Below are 15,599 nucleotides of genomic sequence, written 5' to 3' on the forward strand. Positions count from 1 at the left end.
AGAATGCGGAGAGTCTGTCTTCGCTTGTAGAAAATCTACTTTTGGGACAGCCCCTAAACTTTTCAAACTCCTCAGCCATTTGTATTCAGTTTAATTCTTAATCTTCACATTTCCAAACACGGCCTTATTATTCAAGTCGTTCCCCGGATTGCTAAGTGCCAAACCGATATACACCTTGCGATTCATCGGAATCTGGACAGTTCCAACCGTTGTCCAGTTAGTCCCACCAGTCGAGATAGCACCAGTGAAGGTATTTCCACTTCTGGTCAGCTTAAGCCATCTTGGAGCTGATGCAGCTGCAGTATGGTCCACCATATTACCCGCGGTCTCTGTACGATACTGGAAGTTAGCCCCATTCTCGGGGGTAAGCATCATGTCTACATGCTTCGCATCATGATTCAACGTCTCGCGGATCATTACGCCTGCCTTGGCCCAGCCATCCATACGGCTAGTCGACTGTACCTTAACGATGATCTCCATGTTGCCTTTCATGGACTTGTATATATAATTCAGTTGATCTCCATTTCCCCAAATATCCGTAGAGTTGCTGCTCAATGTAAATTGTTTGTTGGAAGAATTGTAGGTGGCATTCCCAGGCATGGAACCGATATTCCGCGCCTTCCATCCAGCTGGCAGCTGAGCCGGATAGTCATGATCCACAGGAGCCGTCCAGCCCGGCGTCGGCCAGGTCTCACGTTCATGGATATTGGCCAGTTCACTTTCTGGCCAGGCCCCGTAGGCAAAGAACGACAGGCGTTTCACGCCCGGATAATTCTCTCGGATGCCCTTATAAATCTCTTGATATTGATCATCGGTCCAGTCATTATCTAGCGTTGCTACAATTTCCACGTCACTACCGCTGATCCGGTCGCTAGTTTCTTTCAGAATGCCGTAGGAAGTACTGTATACCCAATCACTGTTGAAATCCCAGTCATCAAAGTACGCCATGGGTGCGATAAAGTCGATATCTTCTTTAAATTTCGCTACATTCTGTCCAACCTCTGTAAACTCTGGTGGCAAAATGTACACACCGAGTTGCGTATTTGGTTTGGAGGATTGGGTAATATCCGCACGGATATCGCCTACATACTGTCCAATTTGTTCGGTTCTCCATTCATTCCACTGCTCACGCTGAGGGGAATCCGTAGCGAAATCAATATCAAGCGGGGAATACCCGAACTCCGCTTCATATTTAGCAACCGTGTAATTACTGACGTCCATGTTGTAATTATCGAAGCGTATCCAGTCTAGCACAACACCGTCAACAGCATAATTCTCGATCACTTCCTGAATGATGGAACGCTCATACTGTTGCACTTCGTGGTGAATCGGATTGACGAAATACTCGTTGCCGTTAGAACCTGTGAACGGTGTCTGAATCCCGTTAACCAGTGCCTGCATCTGCCATTCCTCATGCGCTAGGAATGCCTGCTGATCATGGAACTGCGGAATCCAGGCATGAACCTTGATTCCTGCGGCATGGGCTGCCGTAACCACCTCCTGCAGTGCATCGAAATTCTCGTAGCCTTGTGCGATAGGTGCGATACTACTCTGATAAAACACACTTCCGGATGGGACCTCATCATCTTCATCCTGCTTCACGTTCATGCTGATGACATCGACACCGTAGCTTGTAGACAACGCGATGAAATTCTGAATATCGGCCGAGTTCTTGAACTGGTTAACGGTTCGTACAATAACTTCCGTCTCGAAAGGGGGATTGATCTCCTGTGCCTTAACCGGAACCGAACCACCCGCGATCGAAGAAACAAACACGAAGCTTAACACTGCTATGAACCTTGATTTTAGCGTAAATGCCATAATCATACCTCCAATATAATAGTCTTATTTAACCTTCAAACAAGCATTATTTCGTCGCGTTGATTTTCTTAACATTTTCCTGCCATTTTTCGGTTCTGAACTTAAGCAACTTATCTAATCCCGCTTTTTCGGTGTTCTTTTTAGCCGTCTCGAGCGCTGACAGCACTCCTTCATCTGATTCCGCCAGAACCATTTGGGCATAAGCAAGGGTATAAATATCCCCAATATTCTGTGCGATGATGCCAATCTCTGTATCTGGAAGCGGATCGGTATTTACGAATTCTGTAATGTCCAGTGCGGTTTTCCAAGTCACCGTGGACTGCGCCACGGTCTCCCATGATTTCTGGTCCGCAGAAAGCATCGCCTCGAGGCTCATTTTGGCCGTATCAATAAAGCTCGTATTCCCCGCCCAGTTAAAGTCCTCGAATTTTCTCATCGTCTCCGTACGTTCGTTAGCAGGAGTCGTCTTGTATTTCTCGTTCGGGATTGGCGCTCCGTCCGCGTCCTCTTCATCCCAGAACAAGCCTTTAGGACCGAAGAAAAGCACCTTCTGTCCCTCCGGACCCGTAATCCAGTCAAAGTAAGCGAAGATAGCCTCTGGATCTTCGGCTTTTTTAGTAATGACATTAACGTTCCAACCCAGCGTCTCAAAGCCACTTAAAAATACATGTGTTTTGTCTAGTCCAGCTTTATGAATCGGCCAAATAATTTCATAACCGCTGTCTTTATTTTTCGCTGTCAGTGCTCGGTGTCCTTCAGCTCCATACGTAGTGATATTGGATTCGACCATGACCGCTACTCGGCTGGTATTGACCTTTTCTTTGACAGCATCTTGCGTTTGTTGTAGCGCATCCTGCGTAATTAGCCGTTCACGATACAACTTATTGATATACAGCACCATCTCTTCGTAAGCCGGATCGTCCAAGATAGATGACAACTTGTCGCCTTCTGGATGTCCCATGAGTGAAATGAACTTACTGGTGGAGTTCTCCCTGAAACCACCATACATAATTTCCAGACCTGCCCCCTTCTCACCAACCTCCAAAGGTACTACATCCGGATACTTTGCTTGCACCATGAGCAAATATTGATACAAATCATCAAAGGTCTCCAATGCCGGTCTACCGAGTTCGTTATAAATATCTTTATTCACCATCCAGCCGCCATTGCCGAATTGACCGGATGTATACCAGTTCGGGATTTGATAGATTTTTCCGTCTTCTGAACGGAGCAAATTCATAGTGGATTCCTTCACATATTTCTTAAAGTTCGGATACTTCTCATAATAATCATCCAGCGCAACGAGTTGCCCTGCCTGCACCAACCGTTCCACTGAAGATCCCCGGTCCGTAAAGATGACATCTGGTAAATCACCACCAACGATCATCGTGTTGAGCTTTTCTCCCGCCGCACCTCCGGATTGTATCGGCTCAACAGTAACCTTACGGTTTTCCTGAATCCATTTTGTTGCCTCGTTATCTCCCCATGGTGATGTCGTCAGCCAGTCGTAGTTTCCATAGAAGCTGAAGGTGACGGGCTTGATCCCGCTGCCGTCATCTGCGGAGACCTCGGTATTCAGATTTTGGTCGCTTGTGTTTGGTGAAGTGTTAGAATTCCCCCCTCCATTACAAGCTGCAAGTAGAAGCACCAGCGAAGTCAGCAAAAGTGATAGCCATTTCATACGTTTACGCATTCTTTCCCCTTCTTTCTTCATAATATGGAGTTTGCTATTCTTTCATTGAACCGATCATTACGCCCTTAACAAAGTACTTTTGGAGAAAAGGGTACGTCAGGATAATCGGAATGGTAGCGATCATCATCGTAGCCATAGTCAGTGACTTCGTGGTAATCGTCCGATTTCGGTTCATGTGATCCAGTGCGATAGCATTCGACGAGCCAATTTGAGTCATAATGTTGGAGTTCATAACCTGCCGAAGAAGGGTCTGTATAGGAAGCAAGTGATCTTTTGTAATATAGATCGCTCCCGTAAACCAATCGTTCCAGTAACCAACTGCGGTGAATAAAGCAATTGTTGCCAGCACCGGGCCGGAGACGGGAATGACGATTCGGAAGAAAATGCCGTAGTTGCTACTGCCGTCGATTTTAGCCGCTTCCTCTAACCCCTCAGGTAGAGCGAAGAAAAAAGTGCGAATGACAATCATGTTCCAGACGCTGATGATACCGGGGATGATCAGAACCCAAAAGGTGTCCAGCATACCTAGAGAGCGAATTAGTAAATAACTAGGAATGAGCCCTCCACTGAAGAACATCGTAATCATGAAGAACACCATATATTGTTTTCGAAAAAGTAATCCTCTCTTGGACATTCCGTAAGCTAACAGGGCCGTGAAGAAGACGGACAATGCCGTTCCACTTACCGTTCTGAGAATGGTAATCAGAAAGGAATTCAACAAGCGATGATCCTGAAGCACAATGTAATAATTCTCCAGGGTAAATGCTCTCGGCAACAAGGTTATACCACCGAGCGCCGTATCGCTCCCTAGATTAAAGGAAATGACCATCGCGTTCCAAAATGGGTACAGCATGAGTAGCGCTAGCAGCGTCAAAAAGATATAAATGCTCCACTGCATGATTTTGTCGCCCAGGCTTAGTTTCATTATTCAGCCCTCCTAAAGGGTTTATGGAGCATTACTTACCAGAGACTAACATCTGCCCGTCGGGCGATTTTGTTAGCCGTTACTAGCAGAATGACACTGATTACTGCCTTGAATAGCCCTACCGCTGTCGCATAAGAGAATCTGGCATTCAATATCCCTACACGGTACACATAGGTGTCGATAACATCGGAGTATGGCCGCAGGATTGGATTGGTTGCCAGCAGTAAAATGTCCTCGAAGCCCGCACTGAGTAGACTGCCGATGGCAAGAATCATAAAGATGATAATAATGGGGGTAATGCTGGGAAGTGTAATCAAGTGAATTTGCTTAAATCGGCTTGCTCCATCTATAGAAGCGGCCTCATATAGGGCAGGATCAATACCTGCAATCGCAGCCAGATAGACAATGCTACCAAATCCGATCTCCTTCCACACATTCACACTTACTAGAATGGACCAGAAGTATTTGGGTAAGGCAAGGAAGTTAACTGGCTCCTGGATTAGATTTAATCGCTCTAGCACATAGTTCACGGTTCCGTTATCAACGGATAACAGCGAAAATGCAAAACCAGATACAATAACCCAGGACAGAAAATACGGTAAATAGCTGACGGTCTGGATAATGCGCTTAAAGCCCATATTCCCGATTTCATTCAGCATTAGTGCCAGAAGAATTGGGGCAGGAAAACAGATGATCAATTTAAACAAACTAATTACAATGGTATTTCGCATCACATTCCAGAACTCCGGCGCCTCGAAGAACATTCTGAAATGCATAAATCCAACCCAAGGGCTCTTCATCATGCCGCCAAAAATATCGTATTGCTGGAACGCCATAACCACGCCATACATCGGAATGTAGCTAAAAATAAATACAAAGATAATTCCCGGCCATACCATGGACTGCAAATCCAATTGACTAGTAAATCTATTCCATATACTCGGTTTCTCGGCCGCTTTCATCCGCTTTTCCTCCTTTGGACCACTCTAGTGAAACAACGGCAAAAACGGTTTGTTCTTCTCCAGCATTTCATCCAGCAGTTGTTCAGCTACGGTGACCGAAGGCATAAGTGGATGATGAACAATAGCCTGCAGAGCCATATCCCGGTCTCCGTGCACTGCCGCCTCGATGGTGAGGCTCTCGTATTGCTTGACCGCGGCCAGTAGGCCTATGACGGGCTGTGGAATTCTGCGCAACGGAATCGGCAGTGGACCTTGTTTGGTTACCACACAGTTCACCTCAATGGAGGCATCGTCCGGTAAGAAGTCAATAATTCCGTTATTCCGCACATTCAACGTCTGGATATCGCGGGAATCATTATAAATGGATCTCATCAGCAGCACTGCCGCCTCCGAGTAATAGGCTCCACCGCGTTGCTCCAGCTGCGTCGGCTTTTCCTTTAGCTCTATATTTCGATACATCTCAAACAACTCTTCCTCTACCTTCTTCACTACCTCAGCGCGCGATCCGGTCGTTATTGCTGCTTCCTTCTGTTCCGCAAGCATCTCGTCAGTCATATAGTAATAGCTCAGATAATAAGATGGGATCGCTTTCAAACCATTCAGAAACCGGTGGTCCCAAGAATCAAATGGCACATTGCTCGCCTTGTAGCCCTGGGGGTAATCAATGAGCTCCTGCAACTTACTCTTACCGTCAATCACAACATCGGATACCCAGTGCAAATGGTTGATGCCGACAAACTCCGCATAGATCTTCTCCACAGGTAGTTCAAAGAACTCGGAGAGCCACTTTTGAAAACCGATCGGCGAGTTGCACAGGCCTACGCTTTTTACCGATGAATATTTATGAACCGCTTCCGTCACCATACCGGCCGGATTCGTAAAATTCAGCAACCAAGCATCCGGAGCTAGCTCCTCGATGTCCTTGCAAATATCCAGAATGACCGGGATGGTTCGTAGACCTTTCATCATCCCTCCGGGGCCAGTCGTCTCCTGACCGATGACATTGTATTGAAGCGGAATTAATTCATCCCATTTTCGCGCTTCCAGCATGCCCACCCGGATTTGGGTGCAGATAAAGTCTGCTCCGGCGATGGCTTCCCTGCGCTCAAGTGTCTCAACCACGCTAATCGGCAATCCCGACTCAGCAATCATACGCTTGCTCAGTTCTGCAATCGTATGTAACTTCTCGTTGCCCGCCTCAATATCTACCAGCCATATTTCGCCAACGGGAAGCTCTTTGTGATGCATGATGATCCCTTCAATAAGTTCCGGCGTATACGACGATCCTGCTCCGATAACAACGAGTTTCAAGGTTTCTTTCATAATAATAGTCCCTCCTGAACCAGTGATAGACGATTAATAACTTCCTGATTTACACGCATGCCGCTGCTTTCCATTGCCAGAACGACCGAGCCTACAACCGGCTCCCGGGTTAGAATCCTTAAAGTGCCATTTGGTGCTGAAAGCTTCACTCTCTGCTCAATGGCCCGCCGGATGATACCCGATCGATCTCCCTTACTCAATAAGCTACCTGCAAGTACGATGTCAAAGGAGTCCTCTTCCATAGCCAATCGGCGAATTGTCGATACCGCTGCCAACCCCAGTTCATCCCCTTGCTTGATCAGCAGTCCGATGGCAACTTGATCCCCTTCATCTGCCGCTTGAAACAGCAACTCCGCAATTTGGGGAGGCAAGTCTCTGGAATGATCTAGGTAATCCTCTCTTAACTCCGAAACACTGGAATAACCCAGCAAATGAATTAAGCGTTCGCTTAAGACAGTCTCTTTCTCTCTTCCTTCATCCGCCCGAAGAACACTTCGGAATACCTCAACACTTAGATCATAGCCGCCGCCGTAATCGCCGAACGAGTAGCCAAATCCACCACATTGGTATGTATCGCCTCGCGGATTCTTACCGGCGCAATTCACTGCCGAGCCACAGATCAGCACGATCCCATAATTACTCTCTGTACCTGCTCGCAAGGCAATCCATGTATCGCAGGAAATCTCAGTTCGGGGAAGGTCAAGCCTGCTGATGATCGGTCGTAAAATTTGAAAATCTACTTCTCTGTCCGCTCCAGCAAGACCGAACCAAGAATACTCCAACTGATCTTTTGTCAGCCTTGACGCCATAATCGCATCCGATACGGCCTGCTGCAAACTGTTCTCCGCCTGACGACGATTCTTTTGATGATTCCCGTTCCCACCTCGGCCCACACCAATGACCTCTCCCTGTTCATTTGCAATCATTGCGTAGGTTTTGCTGCCCCCTGCATCGACTCCCAAAAAGTACTTCACAGTTCGTCTCACTCCTATTATTTAGGTTAATCTTACAGATGCGGTGGATTCCCGCACGAGAAGCTGAGGAGCAAGCTTCGTAACAGCATCCGGAATCACCTCCCCATTGATTAATTTCATTAGTAAATCAACACCAATGCTACCCATTTGCGCCTCAGGTTGTCTGACTGTCGTCAATCGGGGATGAAATTCACCCGCAAACTGCTGATCATCGAAGCCAACAACGGAAATATCCTGAGGTACAAGAATTCCTACCTCACGCAGGGCTTGAACAACCCCAAGAGCAATAAAGTCGTCACCGGAAAAGATGGCTGTCGGTAGCTTATCTTCACGAATCCATCTATTGGCCACCTCATAACCGCTGCTAACCGTAAATCCGCAATATTCCGTGCCGAAGGACGTTAGGCCCGCTTCATCCAGCGCCTGTACATAACCCCGCTTACGCTCCGCTACACTTAGGAACACCGAAGGTCCACCAATATAGGCGATCTGGGTATGTCCAAGGCCAATCAAGTGCTTGGTAGCTTCATACCCCCCTTGAAAGTTATCGACGACGACACTGGGAACATCCTCATGCTCGAACTGGTTATCCAGCAAGACAAACGGAATATTCTTTCTTTTCAACTCCTCCACATATTCCTTTTCCTCAAGCGGAGACAACAGGATAATCCCATCAACGCGGTCCTTCTGAAATAGAAAGTTAGCGCTTTCATCTTCATTCTCAGCTATGGACAGGGCCAAGAAGTAACCTTGTTCTGCCAACTTCCGGTTCACCACGCGTATGACACGGTCATAGAAAGAGTCGTTAAAGTTGGTAATCGACATACCAATGACTCCCGTCTTGCCACGCACCAGACTCCGCGCCGCTGAATTGGGCTGATAATTCAATTCCTCCATAGCATTGAGTACTTTCTGCCGATTGCCCTCACGTACAGAAGGTGCATTGTTAATAACTCTGGATACGGTCACTACAGAGAGCCCCGACTTTTTGGCTACATCATGAATGTTCATCTAAGTTTCTATGCCTCCAAGTTCAAAAGTTTAATCGTTTTAACTTTCATGGTAAATAAAAAAGTTTACTCATCTCACTTCAACTACAATCCGCCTGTGAATAGAACAACAGATATCAGTTCCACCTTTATTTAAAGTATCAGAATTATCTTGAAAGTTTAAAGGTTTATACTTTAGATTTATTTTACAACGATTCCCAATATCCGTCAAGACATAATTTGAGCTGTGACTGAGGGTTCAATACACAACGAAGACCTATGCTAATCTACTTGAAAAAAGAACTTATGGGTACCTTGGCGACCTGTCTCCGTTTGGATACCGAAAGCAATTTGCCGCTTAGAAACCTTTTTTACTGACTACTTAAAGGTACTATGACTAGTTTGCAAGCTAACCCAGTTTTTTGTTATGCCCGGAAACTGAAAAAACATCAAGATTTCAGCCATAATCGGCTAAAATCTTGATGTTTTTATAAAGAGATTATGCAATTTTGCATTCACCATCGTAATTAACAAGTAACTTTGATAGTTCCTGTATTTACAAATAAATGCCTGTTATGCTTTTGGAGGTGTTCCTTCAGCATTCGATAGAACTACATCGATTTGGACTAAAGCATCTTTAAGTAAAGCTGATACGCCAACTGTTCTTCGTGCAGGAACACCGCCTGGGAAGAATGTTGTGTAAACTTCGTCTACAGCATCAATATCTGCGATATTTTTAAGGAAGATATTTACTTTAACCACATCGTCCATAACGTGGTCGATACTTTCTATAATTGCCTTGATATTTTTTAAGCACTGTCCAGCCTGCTCTTTTACACCACCAGATACCAATTTACCAGTTTGAGGGTCCAAAGGTAATTGAGCTGAAAGGTGGTTGTAATGAGAAAACGCTACCGTTTGTGTAGATAGGGAACTCTTTGGTGCATTTTCAGTGTTGTTTGCCCATATAACGATACCATGTCTGTCTTCAACAGCTTGTGGAGGTGTACCATCTCCGTGTGACACCACTGCTTCAATTTGTACCAAAGCATCCATAGGTAACGCTGAAGCTGCAACTATTGTCCGTGCAGGGACATAGGCTACGGCTCTAGCGATAGCCGAGTCTGGGAAAAAAGTTGAATAAACTTCGTTTACAACTTCAATATCTGAGAGGTTTTTAAGGAAGATATTAATTTTAACAATATCGTCAAACGGAACGTCGATACTTTCTACAATTGCCTTGATATTTTTTAAGCACTGTCCAGCCTGCTCTTTTACACCGCCAGCTACCAATCTACCCGTTTTCGGATCGATAGGTAATTGAGCTGAAAGATTATTGTAATGAGAGAAAGACACAGTTTGTGTAGATAGCGTACTTGTTGGTGCATTTGCCGTGTTATTTGTAAGCTTAATGAGGTCGCCCGCTTGTGGTGCGTTTGGAATTGTACCTTCACCATTTGAGACAAGTGCTTCAATTTGCACCAAAGCATCCATAGGTAAAGCTGCAACTGCCACATTCGTCCGTGTAGGAACATAGGTTGGGAAGAATGTTTTATAAACCTCGTCTACAGCGTCAATATCTTTGATATTCTTAACGAATACAGTGATTCTAACAATATCGCTCATAACATGATCGATGCTGTCTACAATTGCCTTGATATTTTTGAAACACTGTTCAGCCTGCTCTTTGATACCACCAGCTACCAATTCACCGGTTTGGGGTTCGATAGGTAATTGAGCTGAAAAATTATTGTAATGAGAAAAAGCTACAGTTTGTGAATATAGACCGATACCGTTTGGAGCATTTTCCGTATTTCTTGCTAATACTGCATTATAGTCGCTCATGATAGTATTCCCCTTTTAGACAAATGTGTTACTAGATAATTTTACTACGAAAACTATTTTAATCCAACATATTTTGTCCCATTAAAATAAAGTCCCGCCATAATTCCTCGAATTCCCCACATATCCATTCACGTTTCGACCCGCTTTTCACTCTTATTATTTACCTTCTTGCAGGATCGCTTCAGGACCGTAAATATGCTGGTCGTTTAATTGAATGGAACTGTTTAAAAGATTAACTTCCATCGTACGGTCTCTCCCAGTAACATGTACGATTCGGGTGGAACATAACACACACCTCAATGTTCGATTAAATCCACTTCACCTACTGATAACGATCTTTTTCAACTCTATGAACGCCACGCATTCCACATGACTTGTCCGCCTGTCCCTTTGCTCATGACTCCCCTTCATTCTAGTCAAATTTACAATCTTTAAGAGGAATGACTTTGGTCTTGTACACAAATTTATAACCTAACCAAACACCTAAGAATAACGGAATCCCAATATAGGAAACAAACGCGCCATACCAATCGATCGTTTCTCCAGTGAAAGCTTTAAAGTTCTGGCCGATAATAACGAACATGCATAATGCAAAGGCAAAGAGTGGACCTAACGGGAACCACTTGGCTTTATAAGGAAGTTCACTTAAATCCCGACCTTGTGCAACGAAAGCTCTACGGAAACGGTAATGACTAATTGCGATTCCAAGCCATGTAATAAATCCGCACATGCCAGAAGCATTCAGCAGCCATATATACACAACCCCATCACCGAAGAAGGAAGCTAGGAACGCAAGCATGCCGACTGCACAAGTGACCAGCAACGCATTAATAGGAATACCGTTTTTGTTTAATTTCTCTAGAAACTTAGGTGCTTTGCCTTCTTTGGCAAGTACCCACAATACACGTGTAGATGCATACATCCCCGAGTTACCAGCAGACAGCACCGAAGTCAAAATGACGGCATTCATAATAGCAGCAGCGAAGGCGAATCCCGCTTTTTCAAAAACAAGGGTGAACGGACTAACTGCAATATTCTCAATACCAGCTTGCATCAAGCTCGGATGTGTAAAAGGAATCAACATGCCAATTACGAAGATTGAAAAAATATAGAAAAGCAGAATACGCCAGAAGATTTGTTTAATGGCCTTCGGTACGTTCTCACGTGGGTTCTCACTTTCACCCGCTGCAATGCCGACAAGCTCGGTTCCTTGGAACGAATAACCCGCTGCCATAAAGATACCAAGAAACGCTAGAAAACCACCATGGAACGGTCCACCATCTAGTGTGAAATTACTGAAGCCAGTTGGCTTCGAGCCGCCCATTATACCAAATATCATAAGCACCCCAACAATCAAGAAGATGATGACAACGGCAATTTTGATCAATGCAAACCAGTATTCCGATTCACCATATCCTTTGACAGACAGTAAATTCAAACCGAAAATAATGGTAAGGAACAATAAGCTCCACAGATAAGAAGGACTATCAGGAAACCAATATTTAATAATAAGAGTTGCTGCTGCAAGCTCAGAGGCAATCGTAATCGCCCAGTTAAACCAGAAATTCCATCCCAAGGCGAATCCCAAAGAAGGATCCACGAAGCGGCTCGCATATGTGTTAAAAGATCCCGATTCTGGCATATAGGTTGCAAGTTCTCCCAAACTAGTCATAAGGAAGTACACCATAATACCCACCGCTATATAAGCAAGAAGAGCTCCCCCTGGACCAGCTTCTGCTATTGCACTACCACTAGCAAGGAACAAGCCTGTACCAATGGATCCTCCAAGTGCTATCATCGTGAGGTGACGAGCCTTGAGCCCGCGTTTCAATTCCTGTGAATCAGTTGCATTGTTTGATGACATTTAAAACACTCCTTAATCATGATGTCGATCCATTGTTCTGGAGTGGGAAATAAGAAGAAACGGTGACTGTCTCTCACAACATACGTTTCTTATGGTCACAAAAAAAAACGCTCACAGAGGTGAACGTTTTATATCATTCCCATCTTATCTTCTTTGAAGATAGCTCATCACAAATCTACTTATCATAAATTTGTGACAGTTCTGCACCTTTCGGCAACAGTCCCAGCCCAATTGCCCAGAGCAGCAATCAAACTTCGGCGGTAGTTCCTTTCAACAGCTTCAATGACGTTCTCTGCGTCTCCACTGATTTACTTCTAACAACCGCGACCTCTACCTCACCATTTGATAGGATGAGGGTTGTATTCAATTTAATTTACAAGAACATTATATCGAACATTGAAAGGGTAAACAATGGTATAAAAAGTATATTAGAATCTAAAACCAAGAGAGAGTAACATAATGTGAAATAAGAGGGTGCTCAACTACTCGGCACCCTTTGTCCTGTAATAATAAAGTAACAAATACTTCACACCCGCCAACCCGCATTCGACCGTTGCCCATTATAATAAAGTCTTGCTACAAACCTTACTTTTTACCCAATTCTCTACTCATTTTGACCGATTTTTCAGGCATTTCCCCACGTTTTTTATCACGTTTTTCTCGATTTATAATAAAGATTTAATAGATCTGTTGTCCCCTAATCGTTGATGGGATGGGGCGGGCTTGGGTCGGGATAGAGTGCTAAGACTTTATTATAACTGGGGGCGGGCGGGTAGTAGCGACTTTATTATAAATGCTACGACATTATTATTGGGCTACACCTCGCGATATAGCACTACCACGCACTCCACATGCACCGTATGTGGAAACATATCCACCGGTTGCACCTCAACCGTCTGATATCCGCCGTCTTCCAGCACTCTCAAATCCCTCGCTAGTGTGGAGGGATTGCAGCTCACATATACGAGTCGCTCCGGCTTCATCTCGAGGATGGTGGCCAGTAGGCGAGGATCGCAGCCTTTGCGCGGCGGGTCAACGACGATGACATCGGCTTCCACGCCTTGTTCTTTCCAACGTGGCATGACATCTTCGGATGCTCCAACCTCGAACTCGACGTTGGTCATGCCGTTAAGCACTGCGTTAGCCCGTGCATCTTCGATGGCTTCGGGAACAATCTCTACGCCATAGACGTGTTTCGCATGTTGAGCTAAGAACAACGAGATCGTACCGATGCCGCAATATGCATCGATAACCGTCTCTGCTCCAGTCAAGCCCGCATATTCGAGTGTCTTGCCATATAAGCGTTCCGTCTGAACCGGATTCACTTGATAGAAGGAGCGTGCCGAGATGGCGAATTTCACATCACCGATATAATCATAGATGACTTCTTCGCCCCATAGGACCTGTGTCTTCTCTCCGAATATGACATTCGTCTGTTTGGTATTGATATTATGAATGATGCTAGTTACAGAAGGCATGGCCTTCGTAATCTCTGCTATCCAAGACTCTACATTTGGAATCTTAGGGCCATTCGTTACGAGAACGACCATCATTTGCCCTGTACGGAACGCGACCTTAACGACAACATGTCGTAGCAAGCCTTGTCCTGTTTCTTCATCGTACGTTGTAATACCCAACTTGCGTCCAATTGCTTTGATATGATTCACAACATCATCATTAGACTCATGTTGAATAAGACATGTCTGCATATCTATAATCCGATGACTTCCGCGTGCGTAGAACCCACTGATAAGCCTGGCTTCGGATTCTCCAATGGGAACTTGGGCTTTATTGCGATAACGCCAAGGATCGCTCATACCAAGCGTTGGAAGCACTCTAATGCCGTCCCCAGCAGGATCTTCACCGTCAACCACATTCAATTTTCCAATACGCGCCAGGTTGTCCATCACTAACTGTCGCTTCCACCCTAATTGTGCATCGTAGTCCATATGTTGTAACTGACAGCCCCCGCATTGATCGTAGATCGTACAAGGTGCTGTAATCCTATCAGGACTTTCTACAACGATTTCTAGTAGCTTGGCATAGCCATATTGCTTCTTCGTCTTTAATACCTTTACACGAACCTGTTCTCCCGGAAGCGAACCCGGCACAAAGAGGGTATAGCCTTCTGCTCGGCCTACCCCTTCTCCGTCATGGTTCATACCGATGATGTCGATGACGACATCATCATTCTTGGATACCGGCAATCCGAGAATAGGTGTCGGATTGCTGCGGCGATCGTATTGTCGACCGCTACGGTTTTTTCTCATGATGCTATATTCACTTCTTTCCTTAACTTATGATTTGGCAAAAATCTGTATATGCTGTTTAAGCATTTCGAATGTTCCCGGCAAAGAGCCACCCAGTTCCCCATCGAGGTTCAATAGCACTTCTCCTGGTGAAGTCACTTCCATATAATCCGTTTGGAAATGAATGACCTTCTTGTCATTTAGATGTTCTCCTCGGATAGCCAGACTAGCCACACGCACGAATTCAGCGAGATTACAGTTCTTCAAGGCAATCACATCAAATAGTCCGTCATCGATCATAGCGTTTGGTGCAAGTAACTCGAAGCCACCTACAGAATTTGTATTCGCGATGAGGAATAGCATGAATTCATCATGCAACGTCTCATGTCCATTCGCTTTAATAATAAGTTCTTGTGGTGAGAGTCTCACCATTTTCTCAATACCTTTGAGATAGTAAGCTAATTGACCAATCAACGTCTTCAACTTACTTGGCACATCATATGTTAACTCGGTAAGTGTTCCACCGCCTGCTATATTTATGAAGTATCGATCATTCGCTTTCCCTACATCAATAGGTCTTGTTTCTTGTGCGATAATTAGATCACAATAATCTTCCCAGTTCTTAGATATACCTAACCCGCGAGCGAAATCATTTGATGTTCCAAGTGGAAACAGCCCTAGCGGGGGAAGATTGGGTTTACCCGCCATGCCATTGACTACTTCATACAACGTACCGTCGCCACCTGCAGCAATGATCATATCGTACCCTCGTTCAATGGCAATGGCAGCTTCACGAGTGGCGTCTCCTTCTTCGGTCGTAGCATGGACTGAAGTCTCAATACCACCACGATCAAGACGTTCTAGGATATCTGGAAGTCTCTTACGCATTTCCTCTCGACCGGAGGTAGGGTTATATATTAATCTCGCTCTCTTCATATTAAGATACCACCTGTT

11 protein-coding genes and 1 riboswitch are annotated in these 15,599 nt (G+C 45.1%); all 11 genes read right to left on the reverse strand.

Features of this window, described 5'->3' with window-relative positions; translation table 11 throughout:
- Positions 1 to 90 precede the first annotated feature (90 nt).
- The 11 genes from ACH8E3_RS14095 to ACH8E3_RS14145 all read right to left on the reverse strand — a co-directional run bounded on the left by ACH8E3_RS14095 (position 91) and on the right by ACH8E3_RS14145 (position 15,581).
- Positions 91 to 1,821, reverse strand: coding sequence for a family 10 glycosylhydrolase (locus ACH8E3_RS14095; RefSeq protein WP_458633281.1), 1,731 nt, complete (start codon positions 1,819 to 1,821; stop codon positions 91 to 93).
- Positions 1,822 to 1,867: 46 nt separating this feature from the next.
- The gene (locus ACH8E3_RS14100) at positions 1,868 to 3,514 is read right to left on the reverse strand and encodes an extracellular solute-binding protein (protein WP_458633282.1); all 1,647 of its coding nucleotides are present in this window, start codon (positions 3,512 to 3,514) and stop codon (positions 1,868 to 1,870) included.
- A gap of 34 nt (positions 3,515 to 3,548) precedes the next feature.
- The gene (locus tag ACH8E3_RS14105) at positions 3,549 to 4,439 is read right to left on the reverse strand and encodes a carbohydrate ABC transporter permease (RefSeq protein ID WP_458633283.1); all 891 of its coding nucleotides are present in this window, start codon (positions 4,437 to 4,439) and stop codon (positions 3,549 to 3,551) included.
- A 35-nt stretch (positions 4,440 to 4,474) separates the two neighbouring features.
- On the reverse strand, positions 4,475 to 5,401 hold the full coding sequence (locus tag ACH8E3_RS14110) for an ABC transporter permease (RefSeq protein WP_458633284.1): 927 nt from the start codon (positions 5,399 to 5,401) through the stop codon (positions 4,475 to 4,477).
- A gap of 24 nt (positions 5,402 to 5,425) precedes the next feature.
- Positions 5,426 to 6,724 carry a 6-phospho-beta-glucosidase gene (locus ACH8E3_RS14115; protein WP_458633285.1) on the reverse strand — a complete coding sequence of 433 codons (1,299 nt, stop codon included), beginning with the start codon at positions 6,722 to 6,724 and terminating at the stop codon, positions 5,426 to 5,428.
- Positions 6,721 to 7,710 carry an N-acetylglucosamine kinase gene (locus ACH8E3_RS14120; RefSeq protein WP_458633286.1) on the reverse strand — a complete coding sequence of 330 codons (990 nt, stop codon included), beginning with the start codon at positions 7,708 to 7,710 and terminating at the stop codon, positions 6,721 to 6,723. The genes ACH8E3_RS14115 and ACH8E3_RS14120 overlap by 4 nt, the downstream gene beginning before the upstream one ends.
- Positions 7,711 to 7,719: 9 nt before the next feature.
- The gene (locus tag ACH8E3_RS14125) at positions 7,720 to 8,709 is read right to left on the reverse strand and encodes a LacI family DNA-binding transcriptional regulator (protein ID WP_458633287.1); all 990 of its coding nucleotides are present in this window, start codon (positions 8,707 to 8,709) and stop codon (positions 7,720 to 7,722) included.
- A gap of 551 nt (positions 8,710 to 9,260) precedes the next feature.
- The gene (locus tag ACH8E3_RS14130; RefSeq protein WP_458633288.1) at positions 9,261 to 10,532 is read right to left on the reverse strand and encodes a RidA family protein; all 1,272 of its coding nucleotides are present in this window, start codon (positions 10,530 to 10,532) and stop codon (positions 9,261 to 9,263) included.
- 412 nt (positions 10,533 to 10,944) lie between these two features.
- Positions 10,945 to 12,396, reverse strand: coding sequence for an amino acid permease (locus tag ACH8E3_RS14135; protein ID WP_458633289.1), 1,452 nt, complete (start codon positions 12,394 to 12,396; stop codon positions 10,945 to 10,947).
- Between the two features lie 152 nt (positions 12,397 to 12,548).
- A riboswitch (Lysine riboswitch) is annotated at positions 12,549 to 12,737 on the reverse strand.
- Between the two features lie 474 nt (positions 12,738 to 13,211).
- Entirely contained in the window at positions 13,212 to 14,666 is a 1,455-nt protein-coding gene (gene rlmD / locus ACH8E3_RS14140) for a 23S rRNA (uracil(1939)-C(5))-methyltransferase RlmD (RefSeq protein ID WP_458633290.1), read from the reverse strand.
- A gap of 27 nt (positions 14,667 to 14,693) precedes the next feature.
- Entirely contained in the window at positions 14,694 to 15,581 is an 888-nt protein-coding gene (locus ACH8E3_RS14145; protein ID WP_458633291.1) for a diacylglycerol kinase, read from the reverse strand.
- Positions 15,582 to 15,599: the final 18 nt, after the last annotated feature.

The sequence above is a fragment of the Paenibacillus sp. CMAA1364 genome, from assembly GCF_054373195.1.